The organism is Bradyrhizobium sp. CCBAU 25360 (genome assembly GCF_028128695.1).
Taxonomy (GTDB): domain Bacteria; phylum Pseudomonadota; class Alphaproteobacteria; order Rhizobiales; family Xanthobacteraceae; genus Bradyrhizobium; species Bradyrhizobium ottawaense.
The window spans coordinates 1-13,157 of record NZ_LBJA01000032.1 but is presented as its reverse complement, the minus strand read 5'-3'; the positions used below and the strand labels follow the sequence as shown (position 1 = coordinate 13,157).

Genomic DNA, 13,157 nt, shown 5'->3' with positions numbered 1-13,157 from the left:
AGCTTCTGGCAACGCGTAGCGTTGTCCAGAACGGAGCGCCGATCCGGGACCCATAGCCACAGGACTGAGTTTGGCGAGGACTCGGAGTTGTCAGCTCGCGCCATCACGTCATCCTGTGGTTATGGATCCCGGGCTCGCGCTTCGCGCGCCCCGGGACGACACCGAGTTTGAGGTTGCTTCGTTCAGTTCGACTTGTATCCGGAACACACCGCCCGCACCCCCTTCCATTTCCGCCCTCCGACCCCAGATAACGCCCCATGGTTTCCCAATCCCCTGAGATGAAAGCCGGCCCCGAAGGCCCGGTTCGCGCGCCATCAGCGGTTCCGATCGATGACGCCGTGTTGCCCTACGAGGTCGACGCGCTCGACGTGCGCGGGCGCCTGGTGCGGCTTGGCCCGGCGCTCGACGAGATCCTGACCAAGCACGATTATCCGGCGCCGGTCGGCAAGCTGCTCGGCGAGGCCATCGTGCTGACGACGCTGCTCGGCACCGCGCTGAAATTCGAGGGCCGCTTCATCCTGCAGGCCCAGACCGACGGCCCGGTGTCGTTCCTGGTCGTCGACTACATGGCGCCGGATCGCCTGCGGGCCTATGCGCGCTTCGATGCCGCGCGTCTCGGCGATACCAGGGATTCCGGCACGCTGCTCGGCCGCGGTCATCTCGCCATGACCATCGACCAGGGCCCCGACATGAGCCGCTACCAGGGCCTGGTCGCGCTCGACGGCGGCAGCCTGGAAGACGCCGCTCACGAATATTTCCTGCGCTCCGAGCAGATCCCGACGCGCGTGCGCCTCGCGGTCGGCGAGGAGTGGCGTTCGAACGACGGCGGCAAGCATCGCTGGCGCGCCGGCGGCATGCTGATGCAATTTCTGCCGAAGGCGCCCGAGCGCGCGCGGCAGGCCGATCTGCATCCCGGCGATGCCCCCGATGGCGTCGAGGTGCACAGCGTTGCCGAAGACGATGCCTGGGTCGAGGCGCGTTCGCTGATCGAGACCGTCGAGGACGTCGAGCTGATCGATCCCGAGCTCTCCGGCGAGCGGCTGCTGTTCCGCCTGTTCCACGAGCGCGGCGTGCGCGTGTTCAATCCGATGGTGCTCAAGGCGCAATGCTCCTGCTCGCGCCATGCGGTCGCCTCGATGCTGAAGAGCTTTTCGCCCGACGATCGCGCCGCGATGGTGAAGGACGACAAGGTCGTCGTCACCTGCGAGTTCTGCTCGTCGGTGTACGATTTCACGCCGGACGAGGCCGGCGTGGAGGACGCGTAATTCGCAGGCGCTTGGCGAGCTCTCGTAGCTTCGTAGGGTGGGCAAAGCGAAGCGTGCCCACGATCTGCGTGTGACTGGGAGAATTCGTGGGCACGTCGCGCAAGAGCGCGCCTTTGCCCACCCTACGGCACCGCGCCTGTGTCGCCCTCTGTCAATCCTCGTCGCCGAAAATATTCCACTTTGCCGAAATTCGGTTTCGGCGTATGAATTGCGCATCCCGGCTCACCAAGAGGGGCGATCATGTGTCGTCACGCATCGCGAGCCGGGCTTGCGGTGGACGCGGCAGCGTCGGCACGAGAGGTGCGGGCAGGGCGGGTAGTCCCTGTGAGTCCGAGGCTTCGTGCAGACGACGGCGCTGCTAGGCTTCGTCTCGTCTGTAAGTTTCCGGCTTCGTCGACGGGGCCAGGAAAAACTGCGGCGAAATGGCGGGCCGTGCGTACGGCAAAACCGTGTGGTCCTGGCCGTCGTTGCCACGGTCAAGTCTTGCGAAGGTGCGAGCGAGCCCAACCGGGCAGACTGCATCATCCAATTCGCGGGGCGAGGGAGGCCAGAAGGAATGGTCGGCTCCCGGGAGATCACGGCATAAGCCGTCCAGCCACTGCGCAGGGAAGGCCGAGTGTTCGGCACCACCTGTATGCTGCTGTGCGGTTCTTCTTGCGCGTGCATTTCGCGCAGCGGACCGCGGGTGCGAGCCGGCACCCGGTCTTCCCTGCGCCCTCTTGGCTAATGAGGGTGAGCGATGAAGCAAAGCTCGGGCGAATTGAGCCGCGAGGCCGCGAAGGCGTGTCTGCAAGCCGAGCTGCCTGCCACAAGCTCAATCTCGTTCGTGCCCACGTCTTTGTTGCTTATCGATGGAGATCGTGGGCACGGCGCTTAAGCGCCTTTGCCCACCCTACGGCACTGCCGCTGGGATCTGCATTGGAGCATCCCAACGACGTGGAGAATGCGTGCGCCACACTCTGCTCTCGTGCCCCGGACGCAGCGCAGCGCTCCCGGTGATGCGAAGCATCGTCCGGTGCGGTGCGCTGCAGAGCCGGGGCCCATCTCGCCGCGTGCCGGGCCGCCCCTGGGTCCCGGCTCTGCGCAGCAACGCTTCGCGTTGCGGCGCGTCCGGGACACGAGCGAGGCCCTAATTCAACACCCGCTTGTTGTCGGGACTATCAAGCGAAAACGCGGGAACGTCGATCTCGAAGCGCTCGCCGCTTTCGGTGACCATCTGGTAGCGGCCGGTCATGAAGCCGGAGGCGGTCGAAAGCGGGACGCCGGAGGTGTATTCGAAGCGCTCGCCGGGGGCCAGGATCGGCTGCTCGCCAACCACGCCCTCGCCCTTGACCTCCTGCTGGCGGCCGGAGGCATCGGTGATGATCCAGTGCCGCGTCTTGAGCTGCACGGTCTCCTCGCCCGAATTGACGATGACGATGGTGTAGGACCAGAAGTAGCGGGAGCGGTCGGCCGACGACTGCTCCGGAACAAAGTTCGGCTCGACGGTCACTTCGATCTGGCGGGTCACGGCGCGGTACATGGTTGCTATCATACCGAAATCCGGCGCTGGAACCAAACGCCGGAGGCGGCTTTGGCGACATCGTCCCGCCAGAATTCGAGGGGAATGACACCCGGACGTGATCCGGCCGCTTTGCGAGACGACGACCGGACCGGTACACTTCTCGACGTCGCGATTTGCGCAAGGGTTTTTAAGCCCCGATGACCATTGCCGACCAAGTGACGGGATCGACGATCGCGGGAACCGCCAAGCCCGCGGGGGCGAAGCCGCGCGCGAGGGCGCCGGCCATCACGCTGCCCGCCATCGGCGAGCGCGAGCTCCGGCTCGACCTGTTCCGCGGGCTGGCGCTGTGGCTGATCTTCATCGACCATCTGCCGCCGAGTCTGCTGACCTGGTTCACGATCCGCAATTACGGCTTCAGCGACGCCACCGAGATCTTCATCTTCATCTCCGGCTACACCGCCGCCTTCGTCTACGGAAGGGCGATGCTGGAGAGCGGCGTCGTCATCGCCACCGCGCGCATCCTGCGCCGGGTCTGGCAGATCTACGTCGCCCACGTCTTCCTGTTCACGATCTTCCTCGCCGAAATCTCCTACGTCGCGACCAGGTTCGAGAACCCGCTCTACACCGAAGAGATGGGGATCATGGATTTCCTCAAGCAGCCCGACGTCACCATCGTGCAGGCGCTGCTGCTGCGCTTCCGTCCCGTCAACATGGACGTGCTGCCGCTCTACATCGTGCTGATGCTGGCACTGCCGCTGATCCTGTGGTCGATGAAATGGCGTCCCGACGTCACGCTCGGCCTCTCGGTCGCGCTCTACGCGGTCACCTGGGAATACGATCTTTACCTGTCGGCCTATCCTAACGGCTTCTGGGCCTTCAATCCCTTCGCCTGGCAATTGCTGTTCGTCTTCGGTGCATGGTGCGCGCTCGGAGGTGCGCGACGGATGTCGCGTATCCTGGCTTCGCCGGTGACGATGTGGATCTCGATCGCCTATCTCGCCGCGGCGTTCTACGTGACGCTGACCTGGTACGTGCCGCAGCTCTCCCAATTCATGCCGAAGCGGGTCGAGCAGTGGATGTATCCGATCGACAAGACCGATCTCGACGTGCTGCGCTTCACGCATTTCCTGGCGCTGGCCGCGCTCACCGTGCGCTTCCTACCCCGGGATTGGCCGGGCTTGAAATCGCGCTGGCTGCGACCATTGATTCTATGCGGCCAGCATTCTCTCGAGATCTTCTGCCTCGGTGTCTTCCTGGCCTTCGCCGGGCATTTCATTCTCGCCGAAGTCTCCGGCGGGGCAGCCATGCATGCGCTGATTAGTCTCTCCGGGGTCCTGATCATGTGGGGCGTGGCCTGGGTGATTTCGTGGTACAAGCGCGTGGCTGACAAGAGCGGTGCGAAAACCAAAAACGCCGTCGGCAACGCCGATCTGGCGGGAGGGGGCTGATGAAGGCGAAGGTTCTCCTGAGCCTGGTCCTGCTATGCGGTAGCCTCGCCGCGCCTGTGGCGCGGGCGGGCGATGCTGCGCCTGGCGCTGCCACCGCGCCCGCGGCGTGCGAATTGCCGTCCTATCTGCTTACCAGCGAAAGCCAGCTTCCCAAGGTCGCCGAGGCCATCAAGGCCGGCAAGCCGCTCGAAATCCTGGTCATCGGCAGCCGCTCGACCACGATTCCGTCCTCGGAGGGCAGCTCCTATCCGGCGCGCATGGAAGCGGTTCTGAAGGAAAAGCTGCCGCCGTCGGAAGCGGTGCACGTCTCCGTAGAAATACAGAGCAAGCGAACGGCGGAGGAGGCCGCCTCGACCTTCGTTAAGCTGATGGAAGCAAAAACGCCTACTTTGGTCGTCTGGCAGACCGGGACCGTGGATGCCATCCGATCCATCGATCCCGACGAATTTCGCAGCGCAGTCACCGAGGGGGTTATTGCGTTGCAAAAGGCAGGGGCCGACGTCGTCTTGATGAATTTGCAGTACAGCCCGCGTACCGAAACGATGATCTCGGCCCAGCCATTTCTCGATAATATGCGCGTCGTGGCGCAGGAGCATGATATTCCGCTGTTCGATCGCTTCACGATCATGCGGCAGTGGAATGATCAGGGTCAGTTCGACCTGTTCAGCCCGTCCCGCGGGCCCGAACTGGCGAAGCAGGTTCATGATTGCCTTGGCCGGGCGTTGGCACAGTTCGTGATCGACGCAGCCCATCTGGAGCCGGCCCAGCAGCAAAATTGAGGTCTAGCGTTAATGAGTTCTCTCCGCCCTTTTTGCCTGACGGCATGGTTGGCCGCGCCTGCAGCAGCAGTGCTGTTGTTGCTGGCGCCGGCCCCGCAGTCCCATGCGCAGACGCAAGCCGCACAGGCGACGCCTGCACCCGCGCAGTCGGCTGATCCCGCGCCCGCCTCGCCCTCACAGACCAATGTCGCCGCAACCTCTCCCGAGCAGCGCGGCATCACCGCGCGCGCCATCGACAAGGTGAAACAGGTCGCCAAATCCGCCGGCGACGTCTTCAACCGCGTGCCCTGCCTGCCGCCGAAGGGCGGCTCCAAGGCGATGGGCTCGCTGCCGCATGTCGCGGGCAAGCTCGTCGCCGGCCAGCCCGTCCTCATCGTCGCGTTCGGCTCGTCGTCGACCGCAGGATTCGGCGCGAGCTCGCCGGAGTTCAATTATCCGAATCGTCTTGCCGCCCAGCTGCGCCGCCATTATCCGACCGCCGACATCACCGTCGTCAATGCCGGCGTCGGCGGCGAGGATGCGCCCGAGATGATGAAGCGTCTCCAGACCCAGGTGATCGACGTGCATCCGGATCTCGTGATCTGGCAGGTCGGCACCAACGCGGTGCTGCGCAATCTCGATCCCGGCGACACCGCCAAAATGGTCGAGGACGGCATCAGCCGCATCCAGGCCGCCGGCGGCGCTGACATCGTGCTGGTCGATCCGCAATATTCGCCGGCCGTCAACCAGCGCGGCGAAAGCGCCGGCAAGATGGTGAAGCTGCTCGGCAAGGTCGCCGAGCTTCGTCACGTCGGCATCTTCCCGCGCTTCGAGGTGATGCGCGACTGGCACGAGAACCAATCGATTCCGGTCGAGAGCTTCGTCATCGCAGACGGCCTGCACATGAACGATTGGGGCTATGCCTGCTTCGCCCAGCTGCTCGGCGACGACATCATCCGCTCGGTGGGGCAGATCAAGCTGGGCGTGAACGTGCCGGGGGATGTGCGGACCTATCGGCCGATGTAGGCACGCTGCCGTAGGGTGGGCAAAGGCGCAAAGCGCCGTGCCCACCACCTCGTCGTTGTAATCGAGAACGGTGGGCACGCTTCGCTTTGCCCACCCTACGATTGCGAATACGTGGCTACGCCTTCTCCAGCGCCGCCGTCAGATCCTCGATCAGATCATCGGCATGCTCGAGCCCCGCGGAGAAGCGGATAAAACCTTCGCTGATGCCGAGCGCGGCGCGGTCCTCCGGCTTCAGACGCTGATGCGTCGTGGTCGCCGGATGCGTGACGAGGCTCTTGGCGTCGCCGAGATTGTTCGAGATCTTCGCCAGCTTCAATTCGTTGAGCACGCGGAACGCTGCAGCCTTTCCGCCCTTGACCTCGAAGCCGACCAGCGTCGAGCCGCCACGCATCTGCTTCTTCACCAGCGCTGCCTGCGGATGATCGGCGCGGCCCGGGAAAACCAGCCGCGAGATCTTCGGATGGCTCGCGAGCACGTCGGCGATGCGCGCGGCGGTGTCGGTCTGCGCGCGCACGCGTACGCCCAGCGTCTCCAGGCCCTTGAGCAGGACCCAGGCGTTGAACGGCGAGATCGACGGGCCGGTCTGGCGCATGAAATTGTGGATGTGCTCGGCGATGAAGGCTTCCGACGACAGGATGATGCCGCCGAGGCAGCGCCCCTGGCCGTCGATGTGCTTGGTCGCGGAATAGACCACGACGTCGGCCCCGAGCGCGAGCGGGCTCTGCCAGATCGGCGTTGCGAACACGTTGTCGACGACGAGCCGCGCGCCGCCCTTGTGCGCGATCTCGGCAATCCCGGGAATGTCGAGCACGTCGAGGGTCGGGTTGGTCGGGCTCTCCAGGAAGAACGTCTTGGTGTTCGGCCTGACGGCGCGCTGCCATTGGTCGAGATCGAGACCGTCGACCAGCGTGGTCTCGATGCCGTAGCGCGGCAGCAGGTCCTGGATGACGTAGAGGCACGAGCCGAACAGGGCGCGGGAGGCCACGACGTGGTCGCCGGCCTTGAGAGGCGCCAGGATCGCCGTCGTCACCGCGGCCATGCCGGTCGCCGCCGAGCGGGCGGCTTCGGCGCCTTCGAGCTCGATCATGCGGCGCTCGAACATCGCGATGGTGGGATTGGAGTAGCGCGAATAGATGAAGCCCGGATCCTCGCCCTTGAACCGCGCCTCGCATTGCTCCGCGGTGTCGTAGACGTAGCCTTGCGTCAAGAACAGCGCCTCCGACGTCTCGCCATATTGCGAGCGCAGGGTGCCGGAATGGACCAGGCGGGTTTCGGGACGGTAGTTGGTGGTCGACTTCGACATAGGTACCTCCGACATGACCGTCTCGTCGAAAACGGTCACAAAAAAACCGGCCTGGATATATCCACGGGCCGGGATCACAGAGGTCCCCGGCCTGTTTAGCGACTTATTTAACGTGGCTGCAAGCCGGCCGGCTCAAATCACCACGGGATAAGTGATGCTCATATTCCGCAATGCCCTTTCCGTCAAGGCGTCCATCGGATAGCCGTAAAAGACTTGTATTTCCGGCATGTCCGGATGCATCTGACCCCTGATGAGGACCCCCGGTTGACGTTCACGGTCGCGCCCGACGCCAATGGTATCCTGCCCGACCGCATGATCGCGGCGATGGCGGCGGCGGGTCTCATCCTGCCCGCCTATGACTTCGTCGAGAGCCAGATCCAGCCGGCGAGCCTCGATCTGCGTCTCGGCGACATCGCCTATCGCGTCCGCGCCAGCTTCCTGCCCGGTCCCGGCGCCACCGTCGCCGAGCGCATCGACGAATTGAAGCTGCACGAATTCAGCCTCGCCGACGGCGCGGTGCTGGAGACCAACTGCGTCTACATCGTGCCGCTGCTGGAGAGCCTCGCGCTGCCGCCGGAGATCGTCGCGGCGGCGAACCCGAAGAGCTCCACCGGCCGGCTCGACGTCTTCACCCGCGTCATCGCCGACGGCACCCGCCGCTTCGACATGATCGGCGCCGGCTATCACGGCCCGCTCTATGCCGAGATCAGCCCGAAGACGTTTCCGGTGCTGGTCAGCGAGGGCTCGCGTCTGTCGCAGGTGCGCTTCCGCACCGGTGACGCCATCCTCAATGCCGACGAGCTCGATGCGCTTCATGCCGCCGAGCGCCTCGTCGATATCGACGATGCCGATCTCTCCGGCGGCGTCGCCGTCTCCGTCGATCTCTCCGGCGAGAAAGCGAACGGCTTCGTCGGCTACCGCGCCAAGCGCCACACCGGTGTGGTCGACGTCGATCGTCGCGCCGGCTATTCCGTCGAGGACTTCTGGGAGCCGATCTCGGCCCGCCCGGACGGCAGTCTGATCCTGGATCCCGGCGAGTTCTACATCCTGGCCTCGAAGGAAGCCGTGCAGGTGCCGCCCGACTACGCCGCGGAGATGGTGCCGTTCGATCCGCTGGTCGGCGAATTCCGCGTGCACTATGCCGGATTCTTCGATCCCGGCTTCGGCTATGCCGGCGCGGGCGGGCTAGGATCGCGCGCCGTGCTCGAAGTGCGTTCGCGCGAAGTGCCGTTCATCCTCGAGCACGGCCAGATCGTCGGCCGCCTCGTCTACGAGAAGATGCTGGCCCGTCCCGACGCGATGTACGGCCAACGCATCGGCTCCAACTACCAGGCCCAGGGCCTCAAACTATCGAAGCATTTTCGGGTGTAGCCCGATCCTGTAGCCCGGATGGAGCGCAAGCGTAATCCGGGGCAGTCTCACTCGTGGCACGATCCCGGATTACGCTCCGCTCCATCCGGGCTACATGCGAGGTGACGACATGAGCAACCCATCCGAACTCGACGCAAAGATCGCCGAAGACGTCGCGGATGCGCTGATCTATTCGGACCGCTCCGGCACGATCATGCGATGGAACCGCGCAGCGACGGCCCTGTTCGGCTTCTCCGCGACGGAAGCGCTCGGCCAGAATCTCGACCTGATCATTCCCGAGCATTTGCGCGCCGCGCACTGGAAAGGTTTCGAGGCCGCACTCGCGAGCGGCAGCATGAAGCTTGCGGGCAGGCCGACACTGACCCGCGCGCTGCACAAGAGCGGTCGCAAGCTCTACATCGAGATGACCTTCGCGCTGGTGCGGGATTCCGGCGGCAACGTCCTGGGATCGGTCGCGATGGCGCGCGATGTCACCGAACGGGTCGAGCGAGAGCGCGCGGCCAAGACGCCACCGCAAACTTCGTGATGCGGAATTGGCGGGTGGCCACGCAGGGCGCTCTGCACGGGCGTCATGTTGCCTGCCGGAAGGTGCGGTGACACACTCGATCGCAACACGATCGGGAGCGAAACGAATGACCGCCGCAGCTGACGCCGCGCAGGAAGCTCAATGGAAGCGCTGGCGTGCGGTCGCCGACCTCTACCACGCCTATTTCACCGGCCTCATTCTCACCGTCGTCACGCGGCGCGGCACTGCGGATGCAGCGGAGTTCGTCTTCCGCGTGTTCCGCCGCCAGCAGCAGGAGCGCTTCCTGCCGGGGCTTAGGAAGCTCGGGATCGATCATCTGCCGCCGGCGGTGGCGGCCGCGCAATATCACTATCTCTCGAACTGGATCGGCGGCGTGCATGTCGAATACATGTATGAGAGCGATGCCAAGGCCTGGATCCGCTATCCGCCGCCGCGCTGGATCTGGAAAGGCACGGCGATCTGCGGCGTGCCGGGCGAGGTTTCCCGCGCCATGCTGCGGGGATGGCACGCCAATAATGGCGTCGCGCTCGGCGATCTCAGGCTCGGCTTCGTCTGCACCAAGCAGAGCGTCGACGGCCAGGACGGGCTGGAAGGCTACTACCACCAGTACGATCATCCGCTCGAGCTCGATCAGCGCCTGGTGTTCGCGCGGCATCTGGAAGCGCCGCTGTTCGATGCGAAGACTGCGCCGGCTTTGCCGGTTGCGAGCTGGCCGAAACCGCGCCTTGAAAAAGCCTATCGCAACTATGCGATGGAATATGTGCGCACGGCGGCGCCCGTGATGGTGCAACTGTTCGGCCCGGAAGACGCCGGCTATCTGCTGCACCTCACCGGCAAGCTGATCGGCATGCAATATTTCGACGAGGTCGCGGCGGCACTGGCGATGAGCCGCGGCGGGGCAAGCGAATTCGCGTCGTTCCTGAACGCGCTGTTCGCGGCGCAGGATGACACGGCCGAGACCTCGCAATCCGAAGGCGCGTTCGAAATCCGCCAGCAGAGCTGGAAACTGATGGACGACGTCGCCGACTATCACGGCGCCTGCGCCAGGGTGCTGGAGGGATTGTTCGAAGGCCTGGCTGCGGGATGCGGGCGGCACATCGGCGTGCGCATGCGCGCTGCTGCTGGCGGCCGCGCGCCGCTGGTCTGGACGATCGAATAGCCTTCATCCATCGAAATGCGCTGCCGCAGGGCACGCCTGCAGCTGGCGCAGGTGGAATCGCTGCGAGCCGTGCTAACAAGCCTCTCGCCGCGCCTTCTGCGCGAAGAAAATAATCGGCACACCTACGCATTGCCGCGCCGCAAATGGCGCCCCCTGCCCCGGAGAGGACATGTCCGACATCGCCGAAATCCCGGTCGATGAGCAAGAGCGTCCGCTGCCGCCGCCCCCGCGGCCGCTACGAAGCGCGCTTGTAGACGGGCCGATCCTGCGCACGTTGCTCTCTCTCGCCTGGCCTAACGTGATCGCGCTCTCGGCCGGCACCTGTACGGTGATCGCGGAGACCTCCTATATCGGCCGGCTCGGCGTCGAGGCGCTGGCGGCGATGGCGCTGGTGTTTCCGACAATCATTCTGACCATGACGATGTCGGGCGGCGCCATGGGTGGTGCGGTGGCTTCCGCCATTGCCCGCGCGCTCGGCGCCGGGAACCGCGAACGCGCCGCCACGCTCGCCGCGCATGCGATCCTGATCGGTATCAGCTTCGGCCTCGTCTTCATGCTGGGCATGCTGATCTTCGGGCCGCGGGTGCTGGAAATGCTCGGCGGCCGCGGCGACGTGCTGACCCACGCTGTCGCCTACACGCAGGTATTTTTCGGCGGCGCCGTGCTGCCCTGGCTGCTCAACACCATGGCCGGCGTGCTGCGTGGCACCGGCAACATGAAGCTGCCGTCGTTCCTGATCCTCAACTCGGCGGCCTGGCAGATCGTGCTCGGCGGCACGCTGGGCCTCGGGCTCGGGCCGGTGCCGCAGTTCGGCATGCGCGGCGTCGCGGCCGGCGCGCTGATCGCCTATTCCATGAACATCTGCATCATGGGCTGGTACCTGTTCTCCGGTCGCGCGCGGGTTACACCGAAGCTGCGCGGCCTGCGCATTCAGTGGGCGATGTTTTTCGACATCCTGAAGGTCGGCGCGATCGCCTGCTTCTCGCCGCTGCAATCGGTGCTGACGATCTCGATCTTCACCCACATGCTGGCGAAGTTCGGCACCGCGATCCTCGCCGGCTACGGCATCGGTGCGCGGCTCGAATTCCTGCTGACCTCGATCGCATTTTCGTTCGGCATCGCCTGTGTGCCGATGGTGGGGATGGCGATCGGCGCAGGCAACATCGCGCGCGCACGGCGCGTCGCCTGGATCGCCGGTGCATCCGCATTCGTGGCCGTCGGCGCGCCGGCCTGCGTCGTTGCGATGTTCCCCGATCTCTGGATCAACATCTTCACCGACAGCGCGGCCGTGCGCGCGGCGAGCCATCAATATCTCTCGACGGTCGGACCGTTCTACGCCTTTTTCGGCATTGCCACGACGATGTATTTCTCCTCGCAAGGCGCGGCCAAGGTGATCGGGCCGGTGCTGGCGCAGACGGCGCGGCTGATCTACATCTCGGCGGCCGGCTGGTGGCTGTCGACACACGGGGCGACCGCGCAGAGCTTCTTCTGGCTGGCCGCAAGCTCGATGGTCGTGCTCGGCCTGCTCTCATTCTCCAGCGTGGTACTGACGCGCTGGGGACCGCGCGCGAACAAGGCTGCGATCAGGCCGGCTCTCTCTCGCGCCGCCGATTAGCGATGCCTGTGGCGGCGATGGCCGCTACCGCCGCCGACATTGGCGAGCCGCATCAATTGCGGGATCATCGCCATCATGTCGCCGCCTCCGGCACCACCGAGCATGCCCATGATGTCGCCGCCACCAACGCCGCCATAACCGGCCGGCATGGTGCCGCCCCCCATCGGGGTGTAGCCGCCGTAATTGGGTGCGCCAAAGCCGCCGCCGAGATGGCCGCCGGACAGGCCACCGAGGCCGCCGCCGCCGTTCTCCATCATGCGGCTCATCATCGGGCCCATGGTCTGCATCATCATGGCGAAGCGGCGCTTGCCCATCTTCGCCTTCATCATCTCCAGCATCGGGGCCATCTGGGTCATCATGTCCTCGCCGCCGGCACCTCCGCCGCCGAGGAACTGCGCCTTCGCCGGCGAGCTCGCGACTGAAAACAGCAGCAGCACGGCGGCCGCCTGGCAAATCACCTTGTCCGCACCTCGCATGGCATGCTCCTCGCGTGCGTCGCGCCGCCGGGAGAGCGGAGCCAACCGGACGCACGCCGCGATGGTTAAGGCTGGCGAGGGCGGAGCTCTGTGAGAAAACTCACAGAGCCGCGTGGACCGCCGCTAAGCTGCAGCGGGCGGAAACGCTTTATGTATCGCAACGACGGCGTCCTTGGTCTGGCCCTGGACGTAGGCTGCAAGCTCGTTCGGCAGCATGTCGATGATCCACACCAGGCGGCTTCTCCGGTCGCCGTCGGCGATCACCTGCACCGAGGCGCTGTAATGCTGCAGCCGCTCGTTGTTGATGGCATAGACGAGGCGCTGCCGCGCGTCGTCGCAATCGACCAGCACTTCGCGCGCCACCGAACCGTTGGCGAACGTGACGATACGCGCATCGCCGTCGATCGTGCAGGCGGTGACGAAGCCGGGTGCCAGCCGTTCATGCAGCGCGCCGAAATCGCGCACCGCATCCCAGACGTCGCGTGCCGGGGCATTGATGGAGATGTCGTTGTGGATGGAGGCCATCGGGGAATTCCTATGATGTGGAGTTCGTAGGGTGGGCAAAGGCGCGCTCTTCGCGCGCCGTGCCCACCATTCATCGGCGCTCTCGCACGCGATGGTGGGCACGCTACGCTTTGCCCACCCTTGTATTAGCGCGCCGGATTAGAATGGCCTCGTTCCGTGAGGAATGGCCCAGCCCGGGTGG

12 protein-coding genes and 1 riboswitch are annotated in these 13,157 nt (G+C 65.2%); of the genes, 8 read left to right on the top strand and 4 right to left on the bottom strand.

Translation table 11 applies throughout. The features are described from left to right. The first annotated feature begins 257 nt into the window (after window positions 1-257). Window positions 258-1,265: an Hsp33 family molecular chaperone gene (locus XH81_RS09065; protein WP_028139789.1), complete on the top strand. Its 1,008-nt coding sequence runs from the start codon at window positions 258-260 to the stop codon at window positions 1,263-1,265. A 1,129-nt stretch (window positions 1,266-2,394) separates the two neighbouring features. Here the strand turns inward: XH81_RS09065 and apaG are convergent. Next, window positions 2,395-2,787, bottom strand: coding sequence for a Co2+/Mg2+ efflux protein ApaG (gene apaG / locus XH81_RS09060; protein ID WP_026202434.1), 393 nt, complete (start codon window positions 2,785-2,787; stop codon window positions 2,395-2,397). Between the two features lie 179 nt (window positions 2,788-2,966). Between apaG and XH81_RS09055 the strand changes: the two genes are divergently transcribed. Genes XH81_RS09055 through XH81_RS09045 form a run of 3 tightly spaced genes read left to right on the top strand, consistent with a single transcriptional unit; the run spans window position 2,967 to window position 6,001 of the window. Further along, window positions 2,967-4,217 (top strand): OpgC domain-containing protein, encoded by a 1,251-nt coding sequence (locus tag XH81_RS09055; protein WP_028140907.1) that lies wholly within the window; start codon window positions 2,967-2,969, stop codon window positions 4,215-4,217. Next, window positions 4,217-4,996 (top strand): SGNH/GDSL hydrolase family protein, encoded by a 780-nt coding sequence (locus tag XH81_RS09050; RefSeq protein WP_028140906.1) that lies wholly within the window; start codon window positions 4,217-4,219, stop codon window positions 4,994-4,996. Before XH81_RS09055 ends, XH81_RS09050 begins: the two co-directional genes overlap by 1 nt. A 12-nt stretch (window positions 4,997-5,008) precedes the next feature. After that, complete coding sequence (locus XH81_RS09045) at window positions 5,009-6,001, top strand: SGNH/GDSL hydrolase family protein (protein ID WP_028140905.1); 993 nt, start codon at window positions 5,009-5,011, stop codon at window positions 5,999-6,001. 115 nt (window positions 6,002-6,116) lie between these two features. Here the strand turns inward: XH81_RS09045 and XH81_RS09040 are convergent, their stop codons facing one another. Then, window positions 6,117-7,304: an O-succinylhomoserine sulfhydrylase gene (locus tag XH81_RS09040; RefSeq protein ID WP_028140904.1), complete on the bottom strand. Its 1,188-nt coding sequence runs from the start codon at window positions 7,302-7,304 to the stop codon at window positions 6,117-6,119. Window positions 7,305-7,378: 74 nt separating this feature from the next. Next, window positions 7,379-7,458: riboswitch (SAM riboswitch) on the bottom strand. A gap of 80 nt (window positions 7,459-7,538) precedes the next feature. Here XH81_RS09040 and XH81_RS09035 point away from each other — a divergent pair. The 4 genes from XH81_RS09035 to XH81_RS09020 all read left to right on the top strand — a co-directional run bounded on the left by XH81_RS09035 (window position 7,539) and on the right by XH81_RS09020 (window position 11,975). Next, window positions 7,539-8,675, top strand: coding sequence for a 2'-deoxycytidine 5'-triphosphate deaminase (locus XH81_RS09035; protein WP_095425038.1), 1,137 nt, complete (start codon window positions 7,539-7,541; stop codon window positions 8,673-8,675). Window positions 8,676-8,784: 109 nt separating this feature from the next. After that, window positions 8,785-9,201, top strand: coding sequence for a PAS domain S-box protein (locus XH81_RS09030; RefSeq protein WP_028140902.1), 417 nt, complete (start codon window positions 8,785-8,787; stop codon window positions 9,199-9,201). 106 nt (window positions 9,202-9,307) lie between these two features. Then, the gene (locus tag XH81_RS09025) at window positions 9,308-10,360 is read left to right on the top strand and encodes a hypothetical protein (RefSeq protein WP_028140901.1); all 1,053 of its coding nucleotides are present in this window, start codon (window positions 9,308-9,310) and stop codon (window positions 10,358-10,360) included. A 169-nt stretch (window positions 10,361-10,529) separates the two neighbouring features. Further along, window positions 10,530-11,975, top strand: a complete 1,446-nt coding sequence (locus tag XH81_RS09020) for an MATE family efflux transporter (RefSeq protein ID WP_028140900.1) — start codon at window positions 10,530-10,532, stop codon at window positions 11,973-11,975. On the opposite strand, the gene XH81_RS09015 is transcribed toward XH81_RS09020, so the two are convergent. Both XH81_RS09015 and XH81_RS09010 read right to left on the bottom strand, forming a co-directional pair. Further along, window positions 11,972-12,451, bottom strand: a complete 480-nt coding sequence (locus XH81_RS09015; protein WP_028140899.1) for a hypothetical protein — start codon at window positions 12,449-12,451, stop codon at window positions 11,972-11,974. The genes XH81_RS09020 and XH81_RS09015 overlap by 4 nt on opposite strands. Window positions 12,452-12,574: 123 nt before the next feature. Then, the gene (locus tag XH81_RS09010; protein ID WP_028140898.1) at window positions 12,575-12,976 is read right to left on the bottom strand and encodes an SRPBCC family protein; all 402 of its coding nucleotides are present in this window, start codon (window positions 12,974-12,976) and stop codon (window positions 12,575-12,577) included. Window positions 12,977-13,157: the final 181 nt, after the last annotated feature.